Annotated in this window: 11 protein-coding genes; 5 read left to right on the forward strand and 6 right to left on the reverse strand. The window is 75.2% G+C overall.

The genetic code is table 11. From position 1 onward, the window contains the following. Positions 1-51 precede the first annotated feature (51 nt). The 5 genes from ACF1BN_RS00035 to ACF1BN_RS00055 all read right to left on the reverse strand — a co-directional run bounded on the left by ACF1BN_RS00035 (position 52) and on the right by ACF1BN_RS00055 (position 6,115). Positions 52-1,926, reverse strand: a complete 1,875-nt coding sequence (locus ACF1BN_RS00035) for an SIP domain-containing protein (protein ID WP_392329281.1) — start codon at positions 1,924-1,926, stop codon at positions 52-54. 136 nt (positions 1,927-2,062) lie between these two features. Next, positions 2,063-3,121 (reverse strand): ABC transporter substrate-binding protein, encoded by a 1,059-nt coding sequence (locus ACF1BN_RS00040; protein ID WP_392329282.1) that lies wholly within the window; start codon positions 3,119-3,121, stop codon positions 2,063-2,065. Positions 3,122-3,123: 2 nt separating this feature from the next. Beyond that, positions 3,124-3,972 carry an ABC transporter ATP-binding protein gene (locus ACF1BN_RS00045; protein WP_392329283.1) on the reverse strand — a complete coding sequence of 283 codons (849 nt, stop codon included), beginning with the start codon at positions 3,970-3,972 and terminating at the stop codon, positions 3,124-3,126. Next, positions 3,969-5,045 carry a FecCD family ABC transporter permease gene (locus tag ACF1BN_RS00050; protein WP_392329284.1) on the reverse strand — a complete coding sequence of 359 codons (1,077 nt, stop codon included), beginning with the start codon at positions 5,043-5,045 and terminating at the stop codon, positions 3,969-3,971. Before ACF1BN_RS00050 ends, ACF1BN_RS00045 begins: the two co-directional genes overlap by 4 nt. After that, complete coding sequence (locus ACF1BN_RS00055; protein WP_392329285.1) at positions 5,045-6,115, reverse strand: FecCD family ABC transporter permease; 1,071 nt, start codon at positions 6,113-6,115, stop codon at positions 5,045-5,047. Before ACF1BN_RS00055 ends, ACF1BN_RS00050 begins: the two co-directional genes overlap by 1 nt. A gap of 138 nt (positions 6,116-6,253) precedes the next feature. On the opposite strand from ACF1BN_RS00055, the gene ACF1BN_RS00060 reads away from it, so the two are divergent. Together ACF1BN_RS00060 and ACF1BN_RS00065 are read left to right on the forward strand one after the other, a co-directional pair. Next, positions 6,254-7,054 (forward strand): AraC family transcriptional regulator, encoded by an 801-nt coding sequence (locus ACF1BN_RS00060; RefSeq protein WP_392329286.1) that lies wholly within the window; start codon positions 6,254-6,256, stop codon positions 7,052-7,054. Between the two features lie 151 nt (positions 7,055-7,205). After that, entirely contained in the window at positions 7,206-7,415 is a 210-nt protein-coding gene (locus ACF1BN_RS00065; RefSeq protein ID WP_392329287.1) for an MbtH family protein, read from the forward strand. 84 nt (positions 7,416-7,499) lie between these two features. Here ACF1BN_RS00065 and ACF1BN_RS00070 read toward each other — a convergent pair whose 3' ends face one another. Further along, positions 7,500-8,003 (reverse strand): GNAT family N-acetyltransferase, encoded by a 504-nt coding sequence (locus tag ACF1BN_RS00070; protein WP_392329288.1) that lies wholly within the window; start codon positions 8,001-8,003, stop codon positions 7,500-7,502. Between the two features lie 132 nt (positions 8,004-8,135). On the opposite strand from ACF1BN_RS00070, the gene ACF1BN_RS00075 reads away from it, so the two are divergent. From ACF1BN_RS00075 to ACF1BN_RS00085, 3 genes are all read left to right on the forward strand, one after another. Continuing rightward, the gene (locus ACF1BN_RS00075) at positions 8,136-8,405 is read left to right on the forward strand and encodes a phosphopantetheine-binding protein (protein WP_392329289.1); all 270 of its coding nucleotides are present in this window, start codon (positions 8,136-8,138) and stop codon (positions 8,403-8,405) included. Then, complete coding sequence (gene entS, locus ACF1BN_RS00080) at positions 8,392-9,732, forward strand: enterobactin transporter EntS (protein WP_392329290.1); 1,341 nt, start codon at positions 8,392-8,394, stop codon at positions 9,730-9,732. The genes ACF1BN_RS00075 and entS overlap by 14 nt, the downstream gene beginning before the upstream one ends. 112 nt (positions 9,733-9,844) lie before the next feature. After that, positions 9,845-24,097 carry an amino acid adenylation domain-containing protein gene (locus tag ACF1BN_RS00085; protein WP_392329291.1) on the forward strand — a complete coding sequence of 4,751 codons (14,253 nt, stop codon included), beginning with the start codon at positions 9,845-9,847 and terminating at the stop codon, positions 24,095-24,097. The last annotated feature ends 8 nt before the right edge of the window (positions 24,098-24,105 follow it).

The following is a 24,105-nucleotide window of genomic DNA, read 5'->3' on the forward strand; positions in this document are numbered from 1 at the left end:
ACCGGCGGTGGCCCGACCGGCGGTATGCCGGTCCGGCCCCCGTCCCCGTGCTCAGGAGCCGGCGCGGACCAGCGTCCAGAGGCGGTGGTCCCAGCCCACGTCGGCGCGGGAGCGCACGACGAGCCCCGCGCGGGCGGCCAGCGCCGCGATCGCCTCCGCGTCGCGCACCCCGGAGCCGAACGCGCACTTGAGGCGCAGGTGGTTCAGGGCCTCCTCCATGTCCTCGGGGTCGCCGGTCGCGATCTGCTCGACCAGGAGCAGGGTGCCGTCCGGCGCGAGGGCGGCGGCCGCCTCGGAGAGGGTGTGCACCGCGTCCTCGTCGGCCTGCCACTCCAGCTGACGTGACATCAGCAGGGTGCGCGTGCCCGCCGGTACGGCCCCGGAGCCGGCGACCAGGTCGATCCGGGGCAGCAGCTCCGCGTCGAGGATCGCCTCGCGCAGCACCCGGAGCACCGAGGGCATCGCGACGATCCGCGCCCGCAGGTCCGGGTGCTCCTTGACCAGGATCTCGACGACGGTGGCGACCCCGTGGCCGGTGGCGGTCAGCTCGGTGACGGCCGACCAGTCGTGGGCGCGCAGCACACCGGGGGCGATCCAGCGGGCCTCGTCCTCGACGGCGGCGCGCGCCGTGTCGGCGATCCGGGACTCCCGGGCCAGTTCCTCGGTCAGGGTGCGGCCCGCGAGGGTGCGGTAGCCGGCCCGGCCGGTGCGGACGGTGTGCAGCAGACCGGAGAGGGAGGCGTCGAGCGCGGCCTGGGCGCCCTCCAGGTGGTACTCCTCCGCCGAGTGGTCGTCCTCGACCAGCTCCTCGCTGATCGGGGTGAGGCTGTAGTGGCCCTCGCCGTCGGTGGCGAGCAGTTCGATCCCCACGAGGTAGTCGAGGAGGGCCCGGAGGGTGGCCGGGTCGGCCTCGGCCCGGCGGGCCAGTTCGGCGGCGTGCCGCACGCCCTGGTCGACCAGGTCGAAGACGCCGAGGGTGACGGCGGTCCGGATGGCGTACGGGGGTGCCAGGTCGGTCAGCTGGTGGAGGCGCTCGTGCGCGTCGTCCTCGTCGTCCTCCACCGCCGGGACGGTGTCGGCGCCGGCGGGCAGGTCCTCGGCCGGGGTCGCGGCGACGGCGGGCGCGGTGCGGCGCCAGTACCCGGTGATGTGGGTCTGCTCGCGCGGGACCTGACGCTCCGTCGCCAGGTGGCGGCGGATGCCCTTGAGGGTGACGGCCTCGCCGGCGACCCAGGCGAAGACGATGCCGGGCAGCCACTCCGCGGTGCGGAGGGCCTGCTCCAGGAGGTCGGTGGTGCCGGCCGGGGCGCCCTTCCGGGAGAGCCAGACGATCTCGGCGTCGGCCTCGGTGGGCAGCTCCTGGCGGTGGCTGTCGTCGCCGACCTCGATGAAGACGCGGGCCTTGGTGCCCGCGGGCATCTCGGCGAGCCAGCGGCCGATGGCGGGCAGGGCGGTCTCGTCGCCGACGACGAGGATCCAGTCGGCGCCCTCGGGGTGGCTGTGGGACATCTTCGGTCCCGCGATCCAGGCGCTGTCGCCCGGGACGGCGTTCTCGGCCCAGGTGGAGGCGACACCGCCGTCGTGGCGGACGAAGTCGAAGTCGATCTCGCCCCGGTCGGGGTCGTGGCGGACCGGGGTGTAGTCCTTGGCGACGGGCCGCCCGTCCGACCAGTCGAGGCTGCTCACCTGCTGCCGGGGCAGGACGAGGCGCCCGGTCTCGTCGGCGAAGAAGAACTTCACGTGGTCGTCGAAGCCCTCGGTGCGCAGGGCGGGCAGTTCCAGGCCGTCCTTGGTGAAGGCGTCGAGCTGCGGCCCGCCGAGGGTGAGGCGGCGCATCCCGGGGGTGATGTTCTCGGCGCGCAGGACGGTCAGCTCGCGCAGCACGATGGGGAAGGTGACGACCGAGCGGGGGCTGCGGGTGGGCATGGGTGCTGCTCCTTCGTGCGCGGCGCCGGGCGGGCGCCGCGGGACGGACCTGCGGGCCGGGCGGGCCGGTGGCGCGGTGCGCCCGGCCCGCCCGGCCCGTGAGGGTGGCGGTGGTGCTCCCCGGAGGGAGCGGAGGTCACTTGCCGGCGACGGCCCCGGCGAGGATCGGCGTCAGCTTCTCGACGATCCAGGGCGCGCTGAGGGCGTCCGGGTAGGCGACGGCGGAGGAGAGGGTGTTCTCCGAGGGGATGACCGCGTAGTGCTTGCCCTTGACGACCTGGAGGGACTGGAAGAGCTTGTTGCTCTCCAGCTCCTTGGCGCTGAGCAGGCCGTTGTCACCGAAGGGGTACGTCATGAGGAGGACGTCGGCCTCCAGTTCGTCCAGCTTCTCCAGGCTGACGGCGTTCTTGTCGGCCGTGTAGGTCTTGGCCTTGTCCGTCTTCTTGAAGCCGAGCTGCTCGAAGACGCCCGGGTCCTGGTCGGCGTAGGACATGAAGGTGATCTGCTCGGGGTGGACGACCGCGTAGGTGTACGTCTTGCCCCTGAACTCGGGGTGCGCGGCGGCCGCGTCGGCGGTGGCCTTCTCGTTGGCGGCGATGACCTTCTCGGCCTCGGCGCTCATGCCGAGCGCCTTGGCGGCGGTCTTCAGGCGCTCCTGCCAGGTGAGGGTGTCGGAGTGCGCCTTGTCGGTGAAGGTGACGACCGGGGCGATCGGCGCGAGCTTGGCGTAGTCGGCGTCCATCGCCCAGGTGTTCATGCCGAGGATGACGTCCGGGGCCTCGGCGGCGATGGCCTCGTAGTCGGTGCCGTCGGTGTCGTCGTACGTCTTGAGCTTGCCGGCGCCGAGCTTGTCGATGGCGCGCTGCTTGTACTCGGGGACGGGGCCGCCGTCCTCGGCGTCCGGGGTGATGACCGGGACGAGGCCGAGGGCGAGGGCGATGTCGGTGTCGCCGTCGGAGACGGTGGCGACCTTCAGCGGCTTCTTCTCGATCTCCGTCTTGCCCCAGGCGTTGGGGAGGGTGAGGGGGTAGGAGGCCTCGGCGGCGGCGCCGCTCGCGGCACCGGTGGGCTTCGCGCCGTCGGTCTTCGCCTCGTCCTTGCCGCCGCAGCCGACGAGGAGGGCGCCGCACGCGGCGGCGGCGAGGAGGGTGCGGGCGGTGGAACGCCGGGCGAGCGCTCTGGCGGGGCGGTTCATGGTCAGTTCTCCTGCGGGTGGTGACGGCGGCCGAGGGGGAAGATCTGCGGCCGTGCGGTGAGGGGGTGGGGTACGACGAGGCAGCGGAGACCGAAGACCTCGGCCACGGTGCTCTCGTCGAGGACCTCTTCGGGCGGGCCCTGCCGGATGACGCGTCCGTCGCGCAGGGCGACGATCGTCGAGGCGTACAGGGCTGCCTGGTTGAGGTCGTGGGAGACGAGCACGATGGTCTTGCCCGTCTGTTCGTTGAGGTCTGCGAGGAGGTCCATGACCTCGATCTGGTGCGCGACGTCCAGGTAGGTGGTGGGTTCGTCGAGCAGCAGGGTGGGGGTGTCCTGGGCGAGGGCGAGGGCGATCCACACGCGCTGGCGCTGGCCGCCGGAGAGCTGGTCGACCGGGCGGTCGACGAGTTCGGCGGTTCCGGTCGCCTTCAGCGCCTCGGCGATGATCACGTCCTCGCGCGCGTCGCGGCGGCGGCCGAACTGGCGGTGCGGATGGCGGCCGCGCCAGACGAGGTCGCCGACGGTGATGGACTCCGGGGCGACCGGGGACTGCGGGAGGACGCCGAGCCGGCGCGCCACCTCGCGGGTGGGCAGGCGGTGGATGTCGGAGCCTTCGAGGAGGACCGATCCGGCGGCGAGGGGCAGGAGGCGGGCGATGGACTTGAGGAGGGTGGACTTGCCGCAGGCGTTGGGGCCGACGAGTGCGGTGATCCGGCCCTTCTCGATCCGGAGGTCCAGGTCCTCGATGACGGGTGACTTGCCGTACCCGGCGCTGATGCCGCGGGCTTCGAGCTGGTGGGTCGCGGTGGCTTCCGGGCTCTCGGTCTGCGGGGTCACGGTGTGGGTCACGAGGCTCCCTGCCTGCGTCGGAGGATCAGCCAGACGAAGTAGGGGGCGCCGAGCAGCGCGGTGAGGACACCGGTGGGCACCGGGCTGATCACCGGTGCGTGCTGGGCGAGGACGTCGGCGCCGAGGACGGTGACGGCGCCGATCGCCGGGGCGAGGAGCGTGGAGCGCTCGGTCCCGACCAGGCGGACGGCGATGGGGCCGCTGACGAGGGAGACGAAGCCGATGGGCCCGACGACGCTGGTGGCGAGGGCCGCGGCGGCGGCGCCGACGAGCAGGACGCCGACGCGGGAGGCGGTGACCCGGGTGCCGAGGCCGGCGGCGAAGCCGTCGCCCAGGGTGAGGGTGGCGAGGGGCCGGGCGAGGAGGAGGGCGGCGAGCGCGCAGGCGGCGAAGCCGACGGCGAGGGTGGTGACACCGTCCCAGTCCGCGTCGTTGGTGGTGCCGACCGTCCAGCGCAGGGCGATGGCGAGGCTCTGCTGGTCCGCCACGAGGAAGAGGTAGTTGGTGTAGGCGGTGCAGACCGCGCTGAGTCCGATGCCGACGAGGACGAGCCGGTACGTGTCGACCCCGCCGCGCCAGCTGAGCGCCTGGACGGCGGCGACGAGCACGAACGAGCCGATGACGGCGGCGACGGGGACGCCGAGGGTGAAGGCGGCGGGCGCGTAGAGCAGCGCGGTCGCGGCGCCGGCTCCGGCTCCGGCGGAGATGCCGACGATGTCGGGGGTGGCGAGCGGGTTGCGGATCAGCCGCTGGTAGAGCGAGCCGGCCAGGCCGAAGAGGGCTCCGGCGAGGAGGGCGGAGAGCGCCCTCGGCATCCGCAGCTGGAAGATCATGTAGTCGGCGAGGCCGTCCCGCAGTCCGAAGGCCGCGGGGAGGACGTCGGCCGGGTCGAGCCGGCCGATGCCGCCGAGCAGTACGGAGGCGGTGAGGAGTCCGAGGAGGGCGGCGGTGAGCACGGAGGCGGTCACCGTGGCCCGGCGGTTGCGGGCGCGGCGGTCGGCGCGCAGGCGCGCGACGACGGCGTGCGTGGTCGGGGAGTCCGGCTTCGGGGGCCGGAGGTCGAGTGAGGTCATCACATCCGCACCAGGTCGCGGCGGCGGGCCAGCCAGACGAAGAAGGGCGTGCCGATGATGGCCGTCATGAGGCCCACCTGGACCTCCCCGTGGTCGAGGACGAGTCGGCCGGCGGTGTCGGCGCCGGTCAGCAGGACGGCGCCGGTGGCCATGGAGATCGGCAGCGACCAGCGGTGGTCCGGGCCGACGAGGAGCCGGGCGCAGTGGGCGGCGACCAGTCCGACGAAGGCGACGGGGCCGACGGCGGCGGTGGCGGCGGCGCAGAGCAGGACGGCGACCGCGGCGGCGGTGAGGCGGGCGCGTTCGACCCGGACGCCGAGGGCGCGCGCGGTGTCGTCGCCGAGGCCGAGGATGTTGAGGGTGCGGCCGAGGGGCAGCGCGAGGAGGAGTCCGACGAGGACGAAGGGCAGGAGCTGGCTCAGGACCTCGGCGCGGCCGGTGAGCTGACCGACCGACCAGAAGCGCAGGTGGAAGAAGGCCTCCTTGTCGCGGACGACGAGGAGCGTGATGAGGGAGGACATCACCGCGGCGAGGGCGACTCCGGCGAGGACGAGGCCGACGGCCGAACTCCCCGCGTCGGTGCGGGTCCCGATGAGGTAGACAAGGGTGGCGGTGACGGATGCGCCCAGGAGGGCGAGCCAGAAGTAGTCGCCGGTGTCGGTGACGCCGAGGAGCATGATGCCGAGGACGACGAACATCGAGGCGCCCTGTTCGACGCCGAGGATGCCGGGGTCGGCGAGGGGGTTGGCGGTGAGGGCCTGCATGACGAGACCGGCGGCGCCGAGCGCCGCGCCGACCGCGAGGCCGAGGAAGGTGCGGGGGATGCGCTCGGTCCACAGGACGTGCGTGTCGAAGGCCTGTTCACCGGGGTTGAGCAGGATGCGGACGACCTCCAGGGGGGAGATGTCCCGGGCGCCGAGCCCGATGCTCGCGACGAGGGTCGCGAGGACCGCGGCGACGGCGAGGACGGACACGATCGTGCCCCGCGAGGTCCGGGTGCGGGCCGGGGGGTCGCCCGGCGGTATGTCCTGCGCCGGGGCTTTCACCACCGTTGGGGGCGGTTGCGTCATGTGCCGTCCTTGCTCTCACTGCTCGTACGGCTACTTAGGTTACCCTTGCCTAACCTCCGGGGATCCAACTCGGAGGCCGACCGATCACACCGAGGGGTCGCGGGCCGACCGCCTCTCAGACACCGGGGGGTGGCCCGCATGACCGACCGCACGGCGGGCACGACGGACGAGGTCGTCATCACGGCGACCGGCCATCCGACGCATGCGCACGACTACCACCAGCTGCTGTACGCACCGCTGGGGCGGATCACCGTGACCACGCCGGACGGCCCGCACGAGCTGGCCTCCCCGCTGGCCCTGTGGCTCCCGGCCGGCACTCCGCACAGCGCCGTCTTCGATTCCGGATCCCTGGTCCTGACCGAGTCGTTCACCCCCGCGCGACACCGCCTGCCGTTCGCCCGGGCCACCCTGGTCCGGCTCGACGAGGCCGCCCTGCGCCATCTGCTCGCCCGCACCCGCGGCGGCGGCACGGGGGTCGACGACGACGCCATGTTCGCGGCGCTGACCTGCGCCAGGAGCCACGGCGACGCCCGGCTTCCGCTTCCCCGCCCGACCAGCGAGGCGGCCCGGACCGTCGCGGGGAGCCTGCTGCGCAGCCCCGACGACCAGCGCACCGCGACGGAATGGGCCGAGAGCCTCTACGTGTCCGCGACCAGCCTGCGCCGGGCCTTCCGCACCGAGACCGGGATCGCCTTCTCCGAGTGGCGGACCCGGGTCCGCCTCAACCACTCGCTCGCGCTGCTCAGCCGCGGGCACCAGGTCGGCGCGGTGGCCGCCAAGGTCGGTTTCACGAGCACGAACGGCTACATCCTGGCGTTCAGGCGACACTTCGGGCGCACCCCGGGCGTCTGGATCAAGGAGCACGAAGGGTGCCCCTCCAGGCCTTCCCGGCCGGTTCCGGGCGTCCCCTCCGCGCGAAAGTCGGCCACCCGGGAGTGACTTGACAGCCACCGCACCCTAGGTGATTTTAGGTAAGCCTTACCTAAACGCCCAGCTCCTGGGCGCCCCCATCCGACCCCACCCCCCACGGCCCCCGAGCACCGCCCCGCAGGGCGCGGCAGGCGGGCCGCCCCGGCGCGAGGAGAGACCCATGACCGCGACCAACCCCTTCGAGGACGACGACGCGCGCTACTACGTGCTCGTCAACGCCGAGAACCAGCACTCGCTCTGGCCGGCCTTCGCCGAGGTCCCGGACGGCTGGACCGTGGCGCACGGCGAGGACTCCCGACAGGGCTGTGCCGCGTACACCGAGGAGCACTGGACGGACCTGCGTCCGGCGAGCCTCGCCGCCCGCTCCTGAGCCGGACTTCCGTCCCGCGCGGCCCGGCCGCCCGCTCCCGGGTGCCGGGCCGCGCCGGACGGGAGCGGACCGGCCGGGGCCGCGTCACCTCAGGACGCGGGTGAGGATCCGGGAGCCGCGCGCGGGGTCGAGGGCGGCCCGCCACGCGGGCGGCGCCTCCTCCTCGCGCCCGGCGGCGAATCCGTGCCGCAGGAACAGCAGTCCGCTGCCGACGGTCGCCGCGAAGACCCGGGCCGCACCCCGCGCTCCCGCCTCGCGGAGCACGGCGTCGAGCAGTGCGGAGCCGATCCCCCGCCCCTGATGTCCGGGCGCCACACAGAAGTTGTAGAGCACGACCGCCGTCCGGCCCCGCGCGTCCGCGCGGGCCCGGAGTCCCACGCAGCCCACCAGGCCTTCGGCGCCGGCTTCCACGACCAGGAAGTCCGCCGCGCGGCGGGCCAGTTCGTCGAGCGTCCGTTCGCGCAGGGACCCCTCGCGCACGAACGGCCGCGACAGCCGGTGGACCGCGCCGGCGTCCCCGGGTCCGGCCGCCCTGACCTCGACGAGGGGCAGCGGGGGCCGCTCCGGGCGGGACAGTGCAGTGTTCAACTTCTTCTCGCTCTCTGACAACTGACGGATCGCCGTGAGTTCGCGGCTCGCGTTTGACTGCACGATAGCTACTTAGGTAAGCCTTACCTAACCAACCTTCATCCATCGGATCGGGAAGACGAGGACCCACCCATGGCCGACACGGCCGGACAGCAGACCTTCGCCCTGGAGCGGCTCACGCGTGACGTCGCCGACGTGCTCTACGTCGACGCCGAGGAGGTCGACCCGGACGAGAGCCTGCTCGACCAGGGCCTCGACTCGATCCGGCTGATGGCCCTGGTCGAGACGTGGCGCGCCGACGGCGCCGTGGTCGGGTTCGTCGAACTCGCCGAGCGCCCCACCCTCACGGAGTGGGCCGCCCTCCTCGCCCAGCCGTCGGGAGCGTCCCGTGCGAGCCGGTGACCTCCTCATCGACATCAGCCCGCTGCGGGCCAGCCGCGACTTCCGGGCGATCTTCATCGCCCGGATCGTGTCCCTCTTCGGTCTCGGCATGGCCATGGTGGCACTGGCCAAGCAGGTCTACGACCTGACGGGCTCCACCTTCGGCGTCGCCGTCTCCAGCATGATCATGAGCGTCACCGTCCTGCTCGGCTCCCTCTGGGGCGGCTGGGCGGCCGACCGCATGGACCGGCGGAAGCTGATCCTGTGGGGCCGCTCCTCCGCCGCCCTCGCCTTCGCCGGACTCGCGGTCAACGCCTTCCTGTCCGACCCGCAGCTGTGGACGGTCTACCTGTTCGTCGCCCTCGACGGACTCGCCACCGGGGTCAGCGTCACCGCCCTGATGGCCGTCGCCCCGACCCTGGTACGGCCCGACCAACTGCCCGCCGCCGGCGCCCTGATCTCGCTCACCGGCGAACTCGGCTCGATCGCCGCCCCCTTCCTCGGCGGTGTGGTGCTCGCCCTGACCGGCGGCCCCGGACCGGTGTACGCCTTCACCGCCGCCACCACCGGCGTCACCACCCTGCTGCTCCTCAGGCTGCGCCCGCTGCCCCCGGTCAAGGACGACGAGGACGAGGACGGCGCCGAGGACTCCGGCTCGCCGCTCGCCGCCTTCCGGTTCGCCGTGCGCAACCGCGTCGTCGGCGGCCTGCTCGCCCTCGGCGGGATCAACGCGCTCTTCAGCATGCCCGTCGTCGTCTTCCCCGAACTCGTGGACAAGCGGTTCGGCGGCGGCGAGATGATGCTCGGCCTGCTGTACACCGCCCCGGCCGTGGGCGCGATCCTCGTCTCCGCCACCAGCGGCTGGATCGCCCGGGTCACCCGTCCCGGACGCCTGCTGCTCACCGCCGCCTTCGTCGGCGGTCTGGCCATCCTCGGATTCGGCCTCAGCGGCAGCCCCGCCCTCGCCTTCGCGATGCTCGCCGTCGGCGGTGCCGCCGGCACGGTGTACGAGATCCTCGAGTACGCCCTCGTCCAGCACAACACCCCCGACCGGCTGCGCGGCCGCATGGTCAGCGTCCTCACCGCCCAGGGCACCACCGGCGGCATCGCGGGCGACGTCGAAGTCGCCCTGGTGGCCAAGTGGTTCAGCCCGGCCGGCGCCGCCGTCGTGAACGGCGTGGTGTGCACGGCGGCAGCCGTGGTCGTCGCCCTCACGGTCCCCGGACTGCGGCACGCGACCCTCCCCGAGGAGGAGCCCGAGGACGACGGTCCGCCCGAGGACGACGGCCTGGTGAAGACGCCCGCCACCGCCGGGCGGAGCGACTCCGAAGGCCCGGCCGGCGGCTGACCCGGCCCCACGGGGTGCCGCCGTCGCCGCCCCTCCCTCCCCGCCCCCTCTCTCTCCGTCCCGTCCCGCGCCCGGCCCCCGGCCGCCGCGGGTGAACCCTGGAGCAAGATCCATGACCGAGCGTGCCCAGCGACGCCTCGCCCTGACCGGGGCCCAGACCGGAGTCTGGTACGGCCAGCGGCTCGACCCCGACTCCCCGGTCTACAACGTCGGCCAGTACGTCGCCGTCGCCGGGGCGCTCGACACGGACCTCTTCGCCACGGCGCTGCGCCGGGTCGTCGGGGAGTGCGAGGCCCTCACCGTCCGCTTCGAGGAGGACGAGCAGGGACAGCCGGTCCAGATCCTCGCCGACGGGCCCCCGAGCGGCCCCGTCGTCACGGTCGTGGACCACCTGGGCGCCCCGGACCCGGAGGGCGCCGCGCTCGCCCTGATGCGCGCCGACATGGCCACCCCCGCCGACCCGGCCACCGCCCCGCTGTTCTCCTTCGTCCTCCACCGGGTCGCCCCGGACCGCACGCTCTGGTACCAGCGCGTCCACCACATCGCGCTCGACGCCTACGGCTTCTCCCTGCTCTCCCGCCGCGTCGCCGAGGTCCACACGGCGCTCGCGTGCGGCGAGGCCCCCGCCCCGTCGCCGTTCGGTCCGCTCTCCGCCGTCGTCGAGGAGGAGGCCGCGTACCGCGACGAGGAGCGGTACGCCGCCGACCGAGACCACTGGCTCGGCCGGCTCGCCGACCTCGGCGACCAGGAGCCGCTGGCCGGCGCCTCCTTCCCCGCCGCCCCCGGCTTCCTGCGCGCCGAGGCCTCGCTCTCCCCCGAGGCCACCGCCGGGGTGCTCGCCCTGGCCCGGACCGCGAAGGCCACCTGGGCGGACGCCGTGACCGCCGCCTTCGCCGCCTTCCTGCACCGCTCGACCGGCAACCGGGACGTCCTGCTCTCGCTGCCCGCGATGGCCCGCCTCGGCTCCGCCGCCCTGTCCGTCCCGGCGATGGTCGTCAACGTGCTGCCGCTGCGGGTCGCGGTCCGCCCCGACCTCCCGCTGGCCGGACTGGTCTCCGAGGTCGCCGCCGGCGTCCGCGACCTGCGCCGCCACCAGCGCTACCGCGCCGAGGACATCCGCCGCGACCTCGGCCTCGTCGGCCGCGACCGGGGCCCGCTCGGCCCGATGGTCAACGTCAAGGCCTTCGACAACGCCCTCGACTTCGCCGGCGCCCCCGGCACCGTGCACAATGTGGCCGCCGGCCCCGTCGACGACCTCACGCTGGCCGTCCGTCACGACGCCGCGGCGGGCCGGATCTCCTTCGAGCTCGACGCCAACCCGCGCGCCTACGACGCCGAGGGCCTGGAGGCCCGCTGCGCCGAGTTCGTCCGCTTCCTCACCGAGGCCGCCGGCAGCGCCCACGACACCCCCGTGGGCCGCCCCGACCTCCTCGACGCCGCCACCCTGCGCGCGCTCGCCGAGCGGGCCGCCGCGACCACCCGCGACCTCCCGCCCGGCACCGTCGTCGACGCCTTCGCCGCCCGCGTACGGGAGCACCCCGAGGCCGTCGCCCTCGTCGCGGGCACCGAAGAGCTCACGTACGCGGAACTCGACGCCCGGGTCGACCGGCTGGCCCGCCTGCTGGCCGCGCGCGGTGTCGGCCCCGAGCGGTTCGTCGGCATCGCCCTGCCGCGCGGCGCCGAACTCGTCGTGGCCCTGCTCGCCGTCCTCAGGGCCGGCGGCGCCTATCTGCCGCTCGACCTCGAATACCCGGCCGAGCGGCTGGAGTTCATGGTCCGCGACGCCCGCCCGGTGTGCGTCCTCACCACCCTGGCCGCCGCCGCCGACGCCCCCGACGTGCCCGGCACCGAGACCCTCGTCCTGGACTCCCCCGACGCCCTGTCCGCCCTCGCCGACCTCGCCGACGCTCCCGCCGCGCCCCTCCCGGCCCCGGACGGCGCCCACCCGGCGTACGTCATCCACACCTCCGGCTCCACCGGGCGCCCCAAGGGCGTGGTGATCCCCCACTCCGCACTCGCCAACTTCCTGCGCATGCAGGCCCACGAGCTGGCCATGGAGCCCGGCGACGGACTCGTCGCCGTCACCACCGTCTCCTTCGACATCGCGGCCCTGGAGCTGCACGTGCCGCTGATCAGCGGCGCGGCGGTCGTCCTCGCCGACCGCGACACCGTCCGCGACCCCGCGGCACTCGCCGCCCTCGTCGAGGCCCACCGCCCGGCCGTGATGCAGGCGACGCCGTCGCTGTGGCACGCCCTCCTGGAGGAGGGCGCCCCGCGCGCCCTCGCCCGCACCAGGGTCCTCGTCGGCGGCGAGGCGCTGCCCGCCGCCCTCGCCGAACGCCTCGCCCGCACGGCCGCCTCCGTCACCAATGTCTACGGGCCGACCGAGGTGACCGTCTGGGCCACCTCCTCCGTCCTCTCCCCCGGCCACACCGGCACCCCGGACATCGGCCTGCCGTTCTGGAACACCCGCGCCCACGTCCTCGACTCCGCGCTCCGCCCCGTCCCGCACGGCCGCCCCGGCGAGCTGTACCTGTCCGGCGACCAGCTGGCGCGCGGCTACCTCGGCCGCCCGGCGCTCACCTCCGAGCGGTTCGTCGCCGACCCGTACGGCCCCGCCGGCTCCCGCATGTACCGCACCGGAGACCTCGTGCGCCGCCGCCCCGACGGCGTCATCGACTTCCTCGGGCGCGCCGACGACCAGGTGAAGGTCCGCGGCTTCCGCATCGAACTCGGCGAGATCGAGACCGCCCTGACGGACCGTCCGGAAGTGGACCGGGCGGTGGTCCTGGTCCGCGAGGACATCCCCGGCTCCCCGCTCCTGGTCGGCTACGTGACCGGCGCGGGCGGCTCCGCCCCCGAACCGGCCGGGCTGCGCACGGCGGTCGGCGAGCGACTGCCCGCGCACATGGTGCCGTCCGCCGTCGTCGTCCTGGACGCCTTCCCGCTCACCGCCAACGGCAAGGTGGACCGGCGCGCCCTGCCCGCCCCCGACCTGGCCGGCCTCGCCACGACCACCGGCCGGACACCGCGCGACGCCCGCGAGGAGATCGTCGCCGGCGCCTACGCCGACGTCCTGGAGCTGGCCTCGGTCGGTCCCGGCGACGACTTCTTCGACCTCGGCGGCCACTCGCTGCTCGCCGCCCGGGTGGCGGCCCGGCTGCGCGCCGCGCTCGGCGCCGACTGCGGCGTGCGGGACGTCTTCGAGGCCCGCACGCCCGCCGCCCTCGCCGAGCGGCTCGCCGCCCGCACCGCGACCGGCCCCCGCCCCGCGCTCACCGCCGGGGAGCGGCCCGACCTCCTGCCGCTCTCCGACGCCCAGCACCGGCTCTGGTTCCTGCACCAGCTCGAAGGCCCCAGCGCCACCTACAACATCCCGTTCGTCGCCCGCTTCGGCACGCTCCTCGACCCGGCCGCCCTGGACGCGGCCCTCGGGGACGTGGTGGCCCGGCACGAGGCGCTGCGCACCGTCTTCGCCGAGCGCGACGGAGTGCCGTACCAGCGGATCCTCGACCCGGCCGACGCCGGGGTGCGGCTCCGTCTGGCGGAGACCGCCCCGGACCGGGTGGACGCGGCGGTGGCGGCGTCCCTCGCTCATCTCTTCGACCTGTCGGCCGAGGCGCCGGTGCGGGTCACCCTGGTCCGCGACGGCGAGCGCGGCGCCGACGCCCTGGTCGTGCTGCTGCACCACATCGCGAGCGACGAGTGGTCGATGGGCCCCTTCCTCCACGACCTCGAACACGCCTACGCGGCCCGACTCGGCGGCGAGGCAGCCGAGTTCGCCCCGCTGCCGGTGCAGTACGCCGACTTCGCGCTCTGGCAGAGCGCGGCCCTCGGCGACCCGGCCGACCCGGAGTCCCCGGCCGCCCGGCAGGCCGCCCACTGGCGTCAGGCACTCGCCGGCCTGCCGGCCGAGGCCACCGCGCCCACCGACCGGCCCCGCCCCGCCGAACCCGACAACGCGGGCCGCATGACGCACCACGCGGTGCCCGCCGCCCTCGCCTCCGGCATCCGCCGGCTGGCGCGCGACTCCGGCACCAGCGTCTTCATGGTCGTCCACGCGGCCGTCGCCACCCTGCTCCACCGGCTCGGCGCCGGCGACGACATCCCGCTCGGCAGCCCGGTCGCCGGCCGCTCCGACCCGGCCCTCGACGGCCTCGTCGGCTTCTTCGTGAACACCGTGGTGCTCCGCGCCGACCTGTCCGGCGACCCGACCTTCGCGGCCCTCCTGGAGCGGGTGCGCGCCACCGACCTGGCCGCGCTCGACCACGCCGACCTGCCGTTCGACGCGGTCGTGGAGGCGGTCAACCCGGAGCGCTCCCTCACCCGGCACCCGCTCTTCCAGACCATGGTGTCGCACAGCACCGTCACCCAGGACGTGCGCGCCCTGTTCGGCCTGGACGCCACCGTGGACCGGACCGACCCGGGCGTCACCAAGTTCGACCTCGACATCACCTTCTCCGACAGCGCCCACGGCGACGAGCTCGACCTGGAGGTCTTCTCCTCGTCGGCCCTCTTCGACGCGGCGACGGCCGACGCGCTCGCCGGCCGGCTGCTGCGCCTCCTGGAGCAGGCCGTCGCGGCCCCGGACACCCCGGTCTCCGCGTACGAGCTGCGCTCCGAGGAGGAGCGGGGGCTCCTGGAGCGGTGGAACGACACCGCCGTCGCCCACCCCGCCGCCGGCGTCGTGGAGATCCTGGCCGAGCGCGTCCGGGACACCCCGGACGCCACCGCCCTGGTCTGCGGCGACCTGCGGCTCAGCTTCGCCGAGCTGGACGAGCGGGTCGGCCGGCTCGCCCTGCTGCTCGCCGCGGAGGGCGCGGGACCGGACGCCGTCGTGGCGCTCGCCGTGCCCCGCTCGGCGGAGTCCGTCGTCGCCGCCTTCGCCGTCCTGCGGGCCGGCGGCGCCTACCTGCCGCTCGACCTGGACCACCCGGAGGAGCGTCTGGCGTACATGCTGGGCGACGCCGCTCCCGTCTGTGTCGTCACCACCCGGGCCGTGGACGACCGGGTCCCGGACACCCCGGGCGCGACCCGCCTCGTCCTGGACGATCCCGAGGTACGGGACCGGCTCGCCGCCGCCGACGGCCCGGCGCCCGCCGCCCCCCGCCCGGACGACCTGGCGTACGTCATCTACACCTCCGGCTCCACCGGCCGCCCCAAGGGCGTCGGCCTGCACCACGCCGGTCTGACGAACCTGTACCGGGACCACGAGCGGCAGCTGTACCGCCCCGTCGCGGACCGGCTCGGCCGGCGGGTGCGGGCCCTGCACACGGCCTCGTTCTCCTTCGACTCCTCGTGGGAGCAGCTGCTGTGGCTGATCGCCGGCCACGAGCTGCACGTCCTCGACGAGTACGGGCGCCGTGACGCCGACGCCGTCGTCGCGCACGTGCGGGAGGCGCGGATCGACGCGCTCGACGTCACCCCGTCGTACGGCCGCCACCTGCTCGACGCGGGCCTGCTCACGGGAGCGCACCGGCCGCCGCTGTTCCTGCTCGGCGGCGAGGCCGTGCCGCCCGCGCTGTGGACGGAGCTGCGCGCGGTCCCCGGCGTGGAGACGGTGAACTACTACGGCCCCACCGAGTTCACGGTGGACGCCCTGGTCGCGCGGGTCACCGACTGCGCGACCCCGGTGGTCGGCCGTCCCCTCGACAACACCCGGGCGCACGTCCTGGACGCCCGGCTGCGTCCGGTGCCGCCCGGCGTCCCCGGCGAGCTGTACCTCGCGGGCGTCCAGAACGCCCGCGGCTACCTGGGCCGGTCCGTGCTCACCTCGGAGCGCTTCGTCGCGGACCCGTACGGTCCGGCCGGCTCCCGCATGTACCGCACGGGCGACCTGGCACGCCGACGCGCCGACGGTCTGATCGAGTTCCTGGGCCGCGCCGACGACCAGGTGAAGATCCGCGGCTTCCGGGTCGAACTCGGTGAGGTCGAGGCGGAACTGACGGCCTGTGAGGGTGTCGCCTCGGCGGCGGTCCTGGTCCGTGAGGACGTCCCCGGCGTGCCGCGCCTGGTCGCGTACGTGACCGGCGGCGCCGACCCGGACGCGGTGCGCGACGAGGTCGCCGCCCGCCTGCCCGAGTACATGGTCCCGGCGGCGGTCGTCGCTCTGGACGTGCTGCCGGTGAACGTCAACGGCAAGCTGGACCGGGCCGCGCTGCCCGCGCCCGCCATGACGGCCGCCGCGCCCTCCCGGGCGCCGCGCGGCGAGGCGGAGGAGCAGCTCGCGGAGGCCTTCGCCGATGCCCTGGGCCTCGCCTCGGTCGGCGCCGAGGACGACTTCTTCGCGCTCGGCGGCCACTCCCTGCTCGCGACGCGCCTGGTGGCACGGGTGCGGGCGACGGGCCGCGCCTGCTCGGTGCGGGACGTCTTCGAGGCACGCACGGTCGCGGCGCTCGCCGCCCGGCTCGCGGAGCGGACCGCCTCCGCGCGGCCCGCCCTCGCCCCGGCCGCCGTACGCCCCGAGCGGCTGCCGCTGTCGTACGCCCAGCGGCGGCTCTGGTTCCAGTACGACCTGGACGGCGCGAGCTCCACCTACACGGTCCCGCTGGCGCTGCGGCTGCGGGAGCGCCCGGACGAGGACGCCCTGCGCGCCGCGTTCGGGGACCTGGTGGCCCGGCACGAGGTGCTGCGGACCGTGTACGCGGCGGCCGACGGGGAGCCGTACCAGCGGATCCTGGCGCCCGGCGAGGCGGACGTGCCCTTCGCGGTACGGGAGGTGGCCCCCGGGTCCCTCGCGGACGCCGTGGAGGCGGTCGTCGCCCGGCCTCTGGGCCTGGAGGACGAACTCCCGCTGCGGGTGACCCTGTTCGGGGCGGGCGCCGACGAGCACGTGCTCGTGGTGCTGCTGCACCACATCGCGACCGACGAGTGGTCCACCGGACCGCTCCTGGCCGACCTGGACGCCGCCTACACGGCCCGGGTCGCCGGCCGGACCCCGGACTTCACCGAACTCCCCCTCCAGTACGCGGACCACGCCCTGTGGCAGCGCGAGCTCCTCGGCGAGGCGGCCGACACCGCCTCCCTCGCCTCCCGCCAGTCCGCCTTCTGGCGCGAGGCCCTGGCCGGCCTCCCGGAGGAGCTGGCGCTCCCCACCGACCGGCCCCGCCCCGCCGTCCCGACCCACCGGGGCGACACGGTCACCGCCGCACTCCCGCCCGAGCTCGCGGCCCGCCTCGACCGGCTGGCGGCGGACTCCGGCGCGACGATGTTCATGGTGGTGCACGCGGCCGTGGCGGCCCTGCTCCACCGGCTCGGCGCCGGCGACGACATCCCCCTCGGCACTCCGGTGGCGGGGCGCGGTGACAGCGCGCTCGACGGGCTCGTCGGCTTCTTCGTCAACACGGCGGTGCTGCGCACCGACCTGTCCGGTGACCCGACCTTCTCGGAGCTCCTCGGCCGGGCCCGCACGGCGGGCCTCGCGGTCCTCGACCACGCCGATCTGCCCTTCGACGCCGTCGTGGAGGCCGTGGCACCGGTCCGCTCGCTCGCCCGCCACCCGCTGTTCCAGACGATGGTGGCGTACGAGGGCGGTGGCCCGGACCTCTCCCGGCTGCTCGGCACGGACGCCGGGGAGTTCCCGGTGCGGGGCGGCGCGGCCAAGTTCGACCTGGAGATCCTCTTCCGGCGCACGCGGAGCGCGGCCGGGGACGGGCTGACCCTCGGGGTGCGCTACGCGACCGACCTGTTCGAGCGCGCGGGCGCCGAGCGCCTGACGGAGCGGCTCGTCCGGCTCCTGGACGCCGTGGCGGCCGACCCGGGTGCCCCGGTCGCGTCGCTCGACCTGCGGGACGCGGAGGAGCGGCGTGCTCTGGAGGGCTGGAACGCGACCGGCCGGGCCGTGGACGGTCCGGTGACCCTCGCGGATCTCGTGGCCGCGGGAGCGGAGAAGGCCCACGGGCCGGCGCTCGTCTTCGAGGGCGAGGAGCTGTCCCGTACCGACTTCGACGCACGCGTCAACCGCCTCGCCCGGCTCCTGATCGGCCGTGGCGTGGGACCCGAGTCGGTCGTCGCCGTCGCGCTGCCGCGCTCGCTCGACCTGCTGGTCGCGATCCACGCCGTCGTCCGGGCGGGCGGCGCCTACCTGCCGCTCGACCTCACGCTCCCCGCCGACCGCCTCACCCACATGACGGACACCGCGCGTCCGCTGTGCGTCCTGACGGACCTTCCGTCGCTCGGCGCGCTGCCGGCCGGCCTGGAGGCCGAACCGCTGGTCCTGGACGCGCCCGAGGTGCGCGCGGAGCTGGACGGGACGGCGGAGAGCGCCGTCACGGACGCGGACCGGCGGGCGCCGCTGCTCCCGCGCCACCCGGCGTACGTCATCTTCACCTCCGGCTCCACCGGTCGCCCCAAGGGCGTGATGGTCGAGCACGAGGCCATCGTCAACCGTCTGGCCTGGATGGAGGACACGTACCGCCTGACGTCCGGCGACCGGGTCCTCCAGAAGACCCCGACCACCTTCGACGTCTCCGTGTGGGAGCTGTTCTGGCCGCTCGCCCAGGGCGTGCCGCTCGTCGTCGCCCGCCCGGACGGACACAAGGACCCCGAGTACCTGGCCGAGCTGATCCGCGAACAGCGCGTCACCGTCCTGCACTTCGTCCCGTCGATGCTGCAGGCGTTCCTCGACTCGACGGACGTGGTGGACTGCCCGAGCCTGCGGCTCGTGGTGTGCAGCGGCGAGGCGCTGCCCACCGATCTGGTGGACCGGTTCCACGCCTCCGCCGGGGAGCGCGCGGTCGCCCTGGAGAACCTGTACGGCCCCACCGAGGCCGCCGTCGACGTCACCGCCGCCACCGCCCACCCCGGCGCCCTCACGGCGTCGGCCTCCATCGGCTCCCCGGTGTGGAACACCCGCGTCCACGTCCTCGACACACACCTCCAGCCGGTCCCGGTCGGCGTCCCCGGCGAGCTCTACCTCGCCGGCGTCCAGCTCGCCCGCGGCTACCTCACCCGACCCGACCTCACCGCCGAACGCTTCGTCGCCGACCCCCACGGACCCGCCGGCACCCGCATGTACCGCACCGGCGACCTCGTCGTCCGCCACCCCGACGGACGACTCCAGTACCTCGGCCGCACCGACGACCAGGTCAAGCTCCGCGGCCTGCGCATCGAACTCGGCGAGATCGACGCGGTCGTGGCGTCCGCCCCCGGTGTCGCGCAGGCGGTGACCCTGGTCCGCGAGGACCGGCCCGGCGTCCAGCGGCTCGTGGGGTACGTCGTCGGCGCCGGCGACGGGCCGGTCTCCGTGGACGCGCTGCGCGCCCACGCGGCCTCCCGCCTGCCGGAGTACATGGTCCCGGGCGTGTTCGTGGAGATCCCGGCCGTGCCGCTCTCCCCCAACGGCAAGCTCGACCGCCGCGCCCTGCCCGCGCCCCCGGACGCGGTCTCCGGGCCGTCGCGTGCCCCGAAGGACGCGCGGGAGACCCTGCTGCTCGGGATCGTCGCGGCCGTCCTCGGCCTGGAGACGGCCGGCGTCGAGGACGACTTCTTCGACCTCGGCGGCCACTCCCTCCTCGCGGCCCGCGCCGCGAGCCGGGTCAGGACCGCGCTGGGCGTGGAGTGCTCCGTACGGGACGTGTTCGAGGCGCGGACGGTCGCGGCGCTCGCCGTGCGGCTCGCCGAGCGGACCGCCTCCGGGCGGCCGCCCCTCCTCCCGGTCACGGCGCGGCCCGAGCGGCTGCCGCTCTCGTACGCGCAGCGGAGGCTGTGGCTCTTCGACAGCGTGCGGGGGCCCGGTACCGCCTACAACGTGCCCTTCGCCGTGCGCCTGGACGGACCGGTCGACCCTGCGGCCGTGCGCGCCGCGGTGCGGGACGTGGTGGCGCGGCACGAGGTGCTGCGGACCGTGTTCGGCGAGGCCGACGGCGAGCCGTACCAGCGGATCCTGGCGCCCGGCGAGGCCGTGGTGCCGTTCGCGGAGCGCCGCGTCCCCGCCGAGGCCCTGGCCGCCGAGGCGGAGTCGGCCTCCCGGCACGTCTTCGACCTGGCCCGGGACATCCCGGTGCGGGTGACGCTGCTCAGCGCCTCGGAAGACGTGCACGTGCTCGTGGTGCTGCTCCACCACATCGCGACCGACGAGTGGTCGACGGGACCGCTCCTCGCCGACCTGGACACCGCCTACGCGGCGCGCGTCGCCGGCCGCGCCCCGGAGTTCCCCGAACTCCCGGTCCAGTACGCCGACTACGCCCTCTGGCAGCGCGAACTCCTCGGGGACGAGGAGGTGTCCGAGTCGACGGCGGCGCGCCAGACCGCCTACTGGCGGGAGGCGCTGGCCGGAATCCCCGAGGAACTGGGCCTGTTCACCGACACCCCGCGTCCGGTCGAGCCGACGCACGGCGGTGACGTGGTGCCGTTCGACGTCTCCGCCGCGACGGGCGCCGGGCTCGCCCGGATCGCCCGCGCCTCCGGCGCGACGATGTTCATGGTGGTGCACGCGGCCGTCGCGGCGCTGCTCCACCGGCTCGGCGCCGGCGACGACATCCCTCTCGGCGCCCCGGTCTCCGGGCGCGGCGACGAGCAGCTCGACGGGCTCGTGGGCTTCTTCCTGAACACGCTCGTGCTGCGCGCGGACCTGTCGGGCGAGCCGACCTTCGCCGAGCTCGTCGACCGGGTGCGGGACACCGGCCTCGCCGGGTTCGCCCATGCCGACCTGCCGCTCGAAGCGGTGGCGGAGGCGGTGGGCGCGGCCCGCTCGCAGGCCCGCAACCCGCTGTTCCAGGCGATGGTGACGTACCACTCGGTGTCCACCGAGGTGGACTCGCTCCTCGGGGTCGCGGCCCGTGAGCTGCCGGTGGAGATCGGCGGGTCCAAGGTCGACCTGGAGTTCGCGTTCGGCGGTTCGGAGGAGGACGGGCGGATCGAGGGCGGTCTGCGGTACGCGACCGACCTCTTCGGCCGGCCGGGCGCCGAGCGCCTGACGGAGCGGCTCGTCCTGCTCCTGGACGCCGTGGCGGCCGACCCGGGGGCCCCGGTCGCGTCGCTCGACCTGCGGGACGCGGAGGAGCGGCGTGCTCTGGAGGGCTGGAACGCGACCGGGCGGGCTGTGGACGGCCCGGTGACCCTCGCGGATCTCGTGGCCGCGGGAGCGGAGCAGGCCCACGGACCGGCGCTCGTCCTCGAGGGCGAGGAGCTGTCCCGTACCGACTTCGACGCACGCGTCAACCGCCTCGCCCGGCTCCTGATCGGCCGTGGCGTGGGACCCGAGTCGGTCGTCGCCGTCGCGCTGCCGCGCTCGCTCGACCTGCTCATCGCGATCCACGCCGTCGTCCGGGCGGGCGGCGCCTACCTGCCGCTCGACCTCACGCTCCCCGCCGACCGCCTCACCCACATGTGCGGGACGGCCCGGCCGGTCGCGGTCCTCACGGACACGGCCTCGGCGCCGGACCTCCCGGCGGGGCTCGCGGCGGAGCGGATCGTGCTCGACTCGGCCGCCGTGGCGGCCGAGTGGGCGGGCGCGGACGCGGGCGCGGTGACGGACGCGGACCGGCGGGCGCCGCTGCTGCCCCGCCACCCGGCGTACGTCATCTTCACCTCGGGCTCCACCGGTCGCCCCAAGGGCGTCATGGTCGAACACGAGGCCATCGTGAACCGCCTCCAGTGGATGCAGGGCGCGTACGGGCTCACACCGGCGGACCGGGTCCTCCAGAAGACGCCGACCACCTTCGACGTCTCCGTGTGGGAGCTGTTCTGGCCGCTCGCCCAGGGCGTGCCGCTCGTCGTCGCCCGCCCGGACGGACACAAGGACCCCGAGTACCTGGCCGAGCTGATCCGCGAACAGCGCGTCACCGTCCTGCACTTCGTCCCGTCCATGCTGGCCGCGTTCGTCGCGGCGGTGGAGGTCGCGGAGTGCCCGAGCCTGCGGCTCGTGGTGTGCAGCGGCGAGGCGCTGCCGACGGAGCTCGTGGACCGGTTCCACGTCTCCGCCGGGGAGCGCGCGGTCGCCCTGGAGAACCTGTACGGCCCCACCGAGGCCGCCGTCGACGTCACCGCCGCCACCGCCCACCCCGGCGCCCTCACGGCGTCGGCCTCCATCGGCTCCCCGGTGTGGAACACCCGCGTCCACGTCCTGGACCACAGGCTCCAGCCGGTCCCGGTCGGCGTCCCCGGCGAGCTCTACCTCGCCGGCGTCCAGCTCGCCCGCGGCTACCTCACCCGGCCCGACCTCACCGCCGAACGCTTCGTCGCCGACCCCCACGGACCCGCCGGCACCCGCATGTACCGCACCGGCGACCTCGTCGTCCGCCACCCCGACGGACGACTCCAGTACCTCGGCCGCACCGACGACCAGGTCAAGCTCCGCGGCCTGCGCATCGAACTCGGCGAGATCGACGCGGTGCTCTCCGGGGCTCCCGGGGTGGCCCGTGCCGTCACGCTGGTCCGCGAGGACCGGCCAGGGGTGCAGCGGCTCGTCGCCTACGCCGTCCCGGCGGGCGAAGGACCGCTCGACGCGGACGCGCTGCGGGCGCACGCGGCGACGCGGCTCCCGGAGTACATGGTCCCGGCCGTGGTCCTGGAGATCCCGGCCGTGCCGCTCTCCCCCAACGGCAAGCTCGACCGCCGCGCCCTGCCCGTACCGCCCGAGCCCCGCCGCGCCGCCCCTGCGGCGGCCACGCCGGCGGCCGCCTCCGAGACCCCGGCCGAGCTGCTCGCGCGGCTGATGGCCGAGGTCCTGGGGCTGCCCGCGGTGGGTCCGGAGGAGAACTTCTTCGAGCTGGGCGGCGACAGCATCGTCTCCATCCGGTACGTCAGCCAGGCCCGCAAGGCCGGGTTCACGGTGACGGCCCGGCAGGTGTTCCAGCATCCGACGCCGGCCGGTCTGGCCGCCGTCGCCGCGCCCGCCGCCCCGGCGGGCACGGCCCCGGAGCGACCGGCCGAACAGGCGACGGGGCCGCTGGTCCTGCCGCCGGTGGCGCGCTGGTTCGCGGGGCGCGGCGGTGCGTACCGGCGCTTCTGCCAGGCGCGACTGGTGCTGCTGCCCGCCGGGGTGCGGCAGGCGGATCTGGAGACCGCGCTCCAGGCGGTCCTGGACCGGCACGACGGGCTGCGGCAGGTGCTGACCGTGGCGCGGCCCGGGGTGTGGAGCGCCGAGATCGCCCCGGTCGGTTCGCTGACGGCCGGTTCGGTGCTGCGCACGGTGGACGCCGCCGGGCTCGGCGCGGAGGCGCTGCGCGAGCTGGTGTCCCGCGAGTCGGACCGGGCGGCCGGAGAGCTGGACCCGGAGTCGGGCCGGACGGTACGGGCCGTGCGCTTCGACGGCGGGCCCGGTGAGCCGGGCAGGCTGCTGCTGGTCGCCCACCACCTGGTGGCGGACGAGGTGTCGTGGCAGATCCTGCTGCCGGACCTGCGGGCCGCGTGCGAGGCGGCGGCGGAGGGGCGGACGCCCGCCCTCGACGCCGTGCCGACGGCGCTGCGCACCTGGACGGCGGGGCTGCTCGCCGAGGCGCACAGCGCGCGGCGGACCGCCGAGCTCGGCCGGTGGCTCGCCGAGTCGGCGACCGGCGGCAGGCTCCTGACGGAGCGTGCGCTGGATCCGGCGCGGGACACGGTGGCGAGCGCGCGGCGGCTGACCGTGCGGCTCTCCGCCGAGCGCACCGGGCCGCTCCTGACGGCGGTGCCGCAGGCGTTCCACGGCACGGTCAACGACACGCTGCTCACCGCGCTCGCGCTGGCCGTGGGCGACTGGGCGGCCCGGCACGGGAAGCCGGCCGGCGGCCTGACCGTGGAGCTGGAGGGCCACGGCCGGGAGCAGGACCTCGTCCCGGGCGCGGACCTGACCCGTACGGTCGGCTGGCTCACCGGCGTGTACCCGCTGCGGCTCACCGCCGACTCGTACGACGCGCGTGCGGTCGTCGGCGGGACGCAGGACGCCGGGGCGGCCCTGAAGGAGATCAAGGAGCGGATCCGCGGGGTCCCGGACGGCGGGATCGGCGCCGGGCTGCTGCGGTACGCCAACGCCGCCACCGCCGGGCTGTTCGACCCGGAGGACAGCCCCGAGATCCTGTGGAACTACCTGGGCCGGCAGACCGCCGCCCGGGAATCGGCCTGGGGACCGGCCGCGGAGTCCGACGCGCTCGCCGTCGGCCCGGAGCCGGACGCCCCGCTCGCGTACCCCCTCCAGGTGGACGCGGAGGTGGAGCACGGCCCGGACGGGCCGGAGCTGGCCGCCTCCTTCCTGTGGGCGGGCGACGCCCTGTCCCAGGACACGGTCGCGCAGCTCGCGGACGGCTGGACGGCCGCCCTCGACGCGCTCGCCGCCTGGGCGGCGGGCGGGGTCACCGGCGGGCACACCCCGTCCGACCTCGACCTGCTCGACCTCGACCAGAACCAGATCACCATGCTCGAAGAAATGTGGAGGGCCCAGCAGTGACGCAGGCT

Origin of the sequence: Streptomyces sp. NPDC014861 (assembly GCF_043081625.1) — a bacterium.
Taxonomy (GTDB): Bacteria; Actinomycetota; Actinomycetes; order Streptomycetales; family Streptomycetaceae; genus Streptomyces.

Bases quoted from the DNA above. Each gene is read 5' to 3' on its own strand.
- ACF1BN_RS00035 (WP_392329281.1), bottom strand. From the start codon at position 1,926: ATGCCCACCCGCAGCCCCCGCTCGGTCGTCACCTTCCCCATCGTGCTG.
- ACF1BN_RS00040 (WP_392329282.1), bottom strand. From the start codon at position 3,121: ATGAACCGCCCCGCCAGAGCGCTCGCCCGGCGTTCCACCGCCCGCACC.
- ACF1BN_RS00050 (WP_392329284.1), bottom strand. From the start codon at position 5,045: ATGACCTCACTCGACCTCCGGCCCCCGAAGCCGGACTCCCCGACCACG.
- ACF1BN_RS00055 (WP_392329285.1), bottom strand. From the start codon at position 6,115: ATGACGCAACCGCCCCCAACGGTGGTGAAAGCCCCGGCGCAGGACATA.
- ACF1BN_RS00060 (WP_392329286.1), top strand. From the start codon at position 6,254: ATGACCGACCGCACGGCGGGCACGACGGACGAGGTCGTCATCACGGCG.
- ACF1BN_RS00065 (WP_392329287.1), top strand. From the start codon at position 7,206: ATGACCGCGACCAACCCCTTCGAGGACGACGACGCGCGCTACTACGTG.
- ACF1BN_RS00075 (WP_392329289.1), top strand. From the start codon at position 8,136: ATGGCCGACACGGCCGGACAGCAGACCTTCGCCCTGGAGCGGCTCACG.
- ACF1BN_RS00085 (WP_392329291.1), top strand. From the start codon at position 9,845: ATGACCGAGCGTGCCCAGCGACGCCTCGCCCTGACCGGGGCCCAGACC.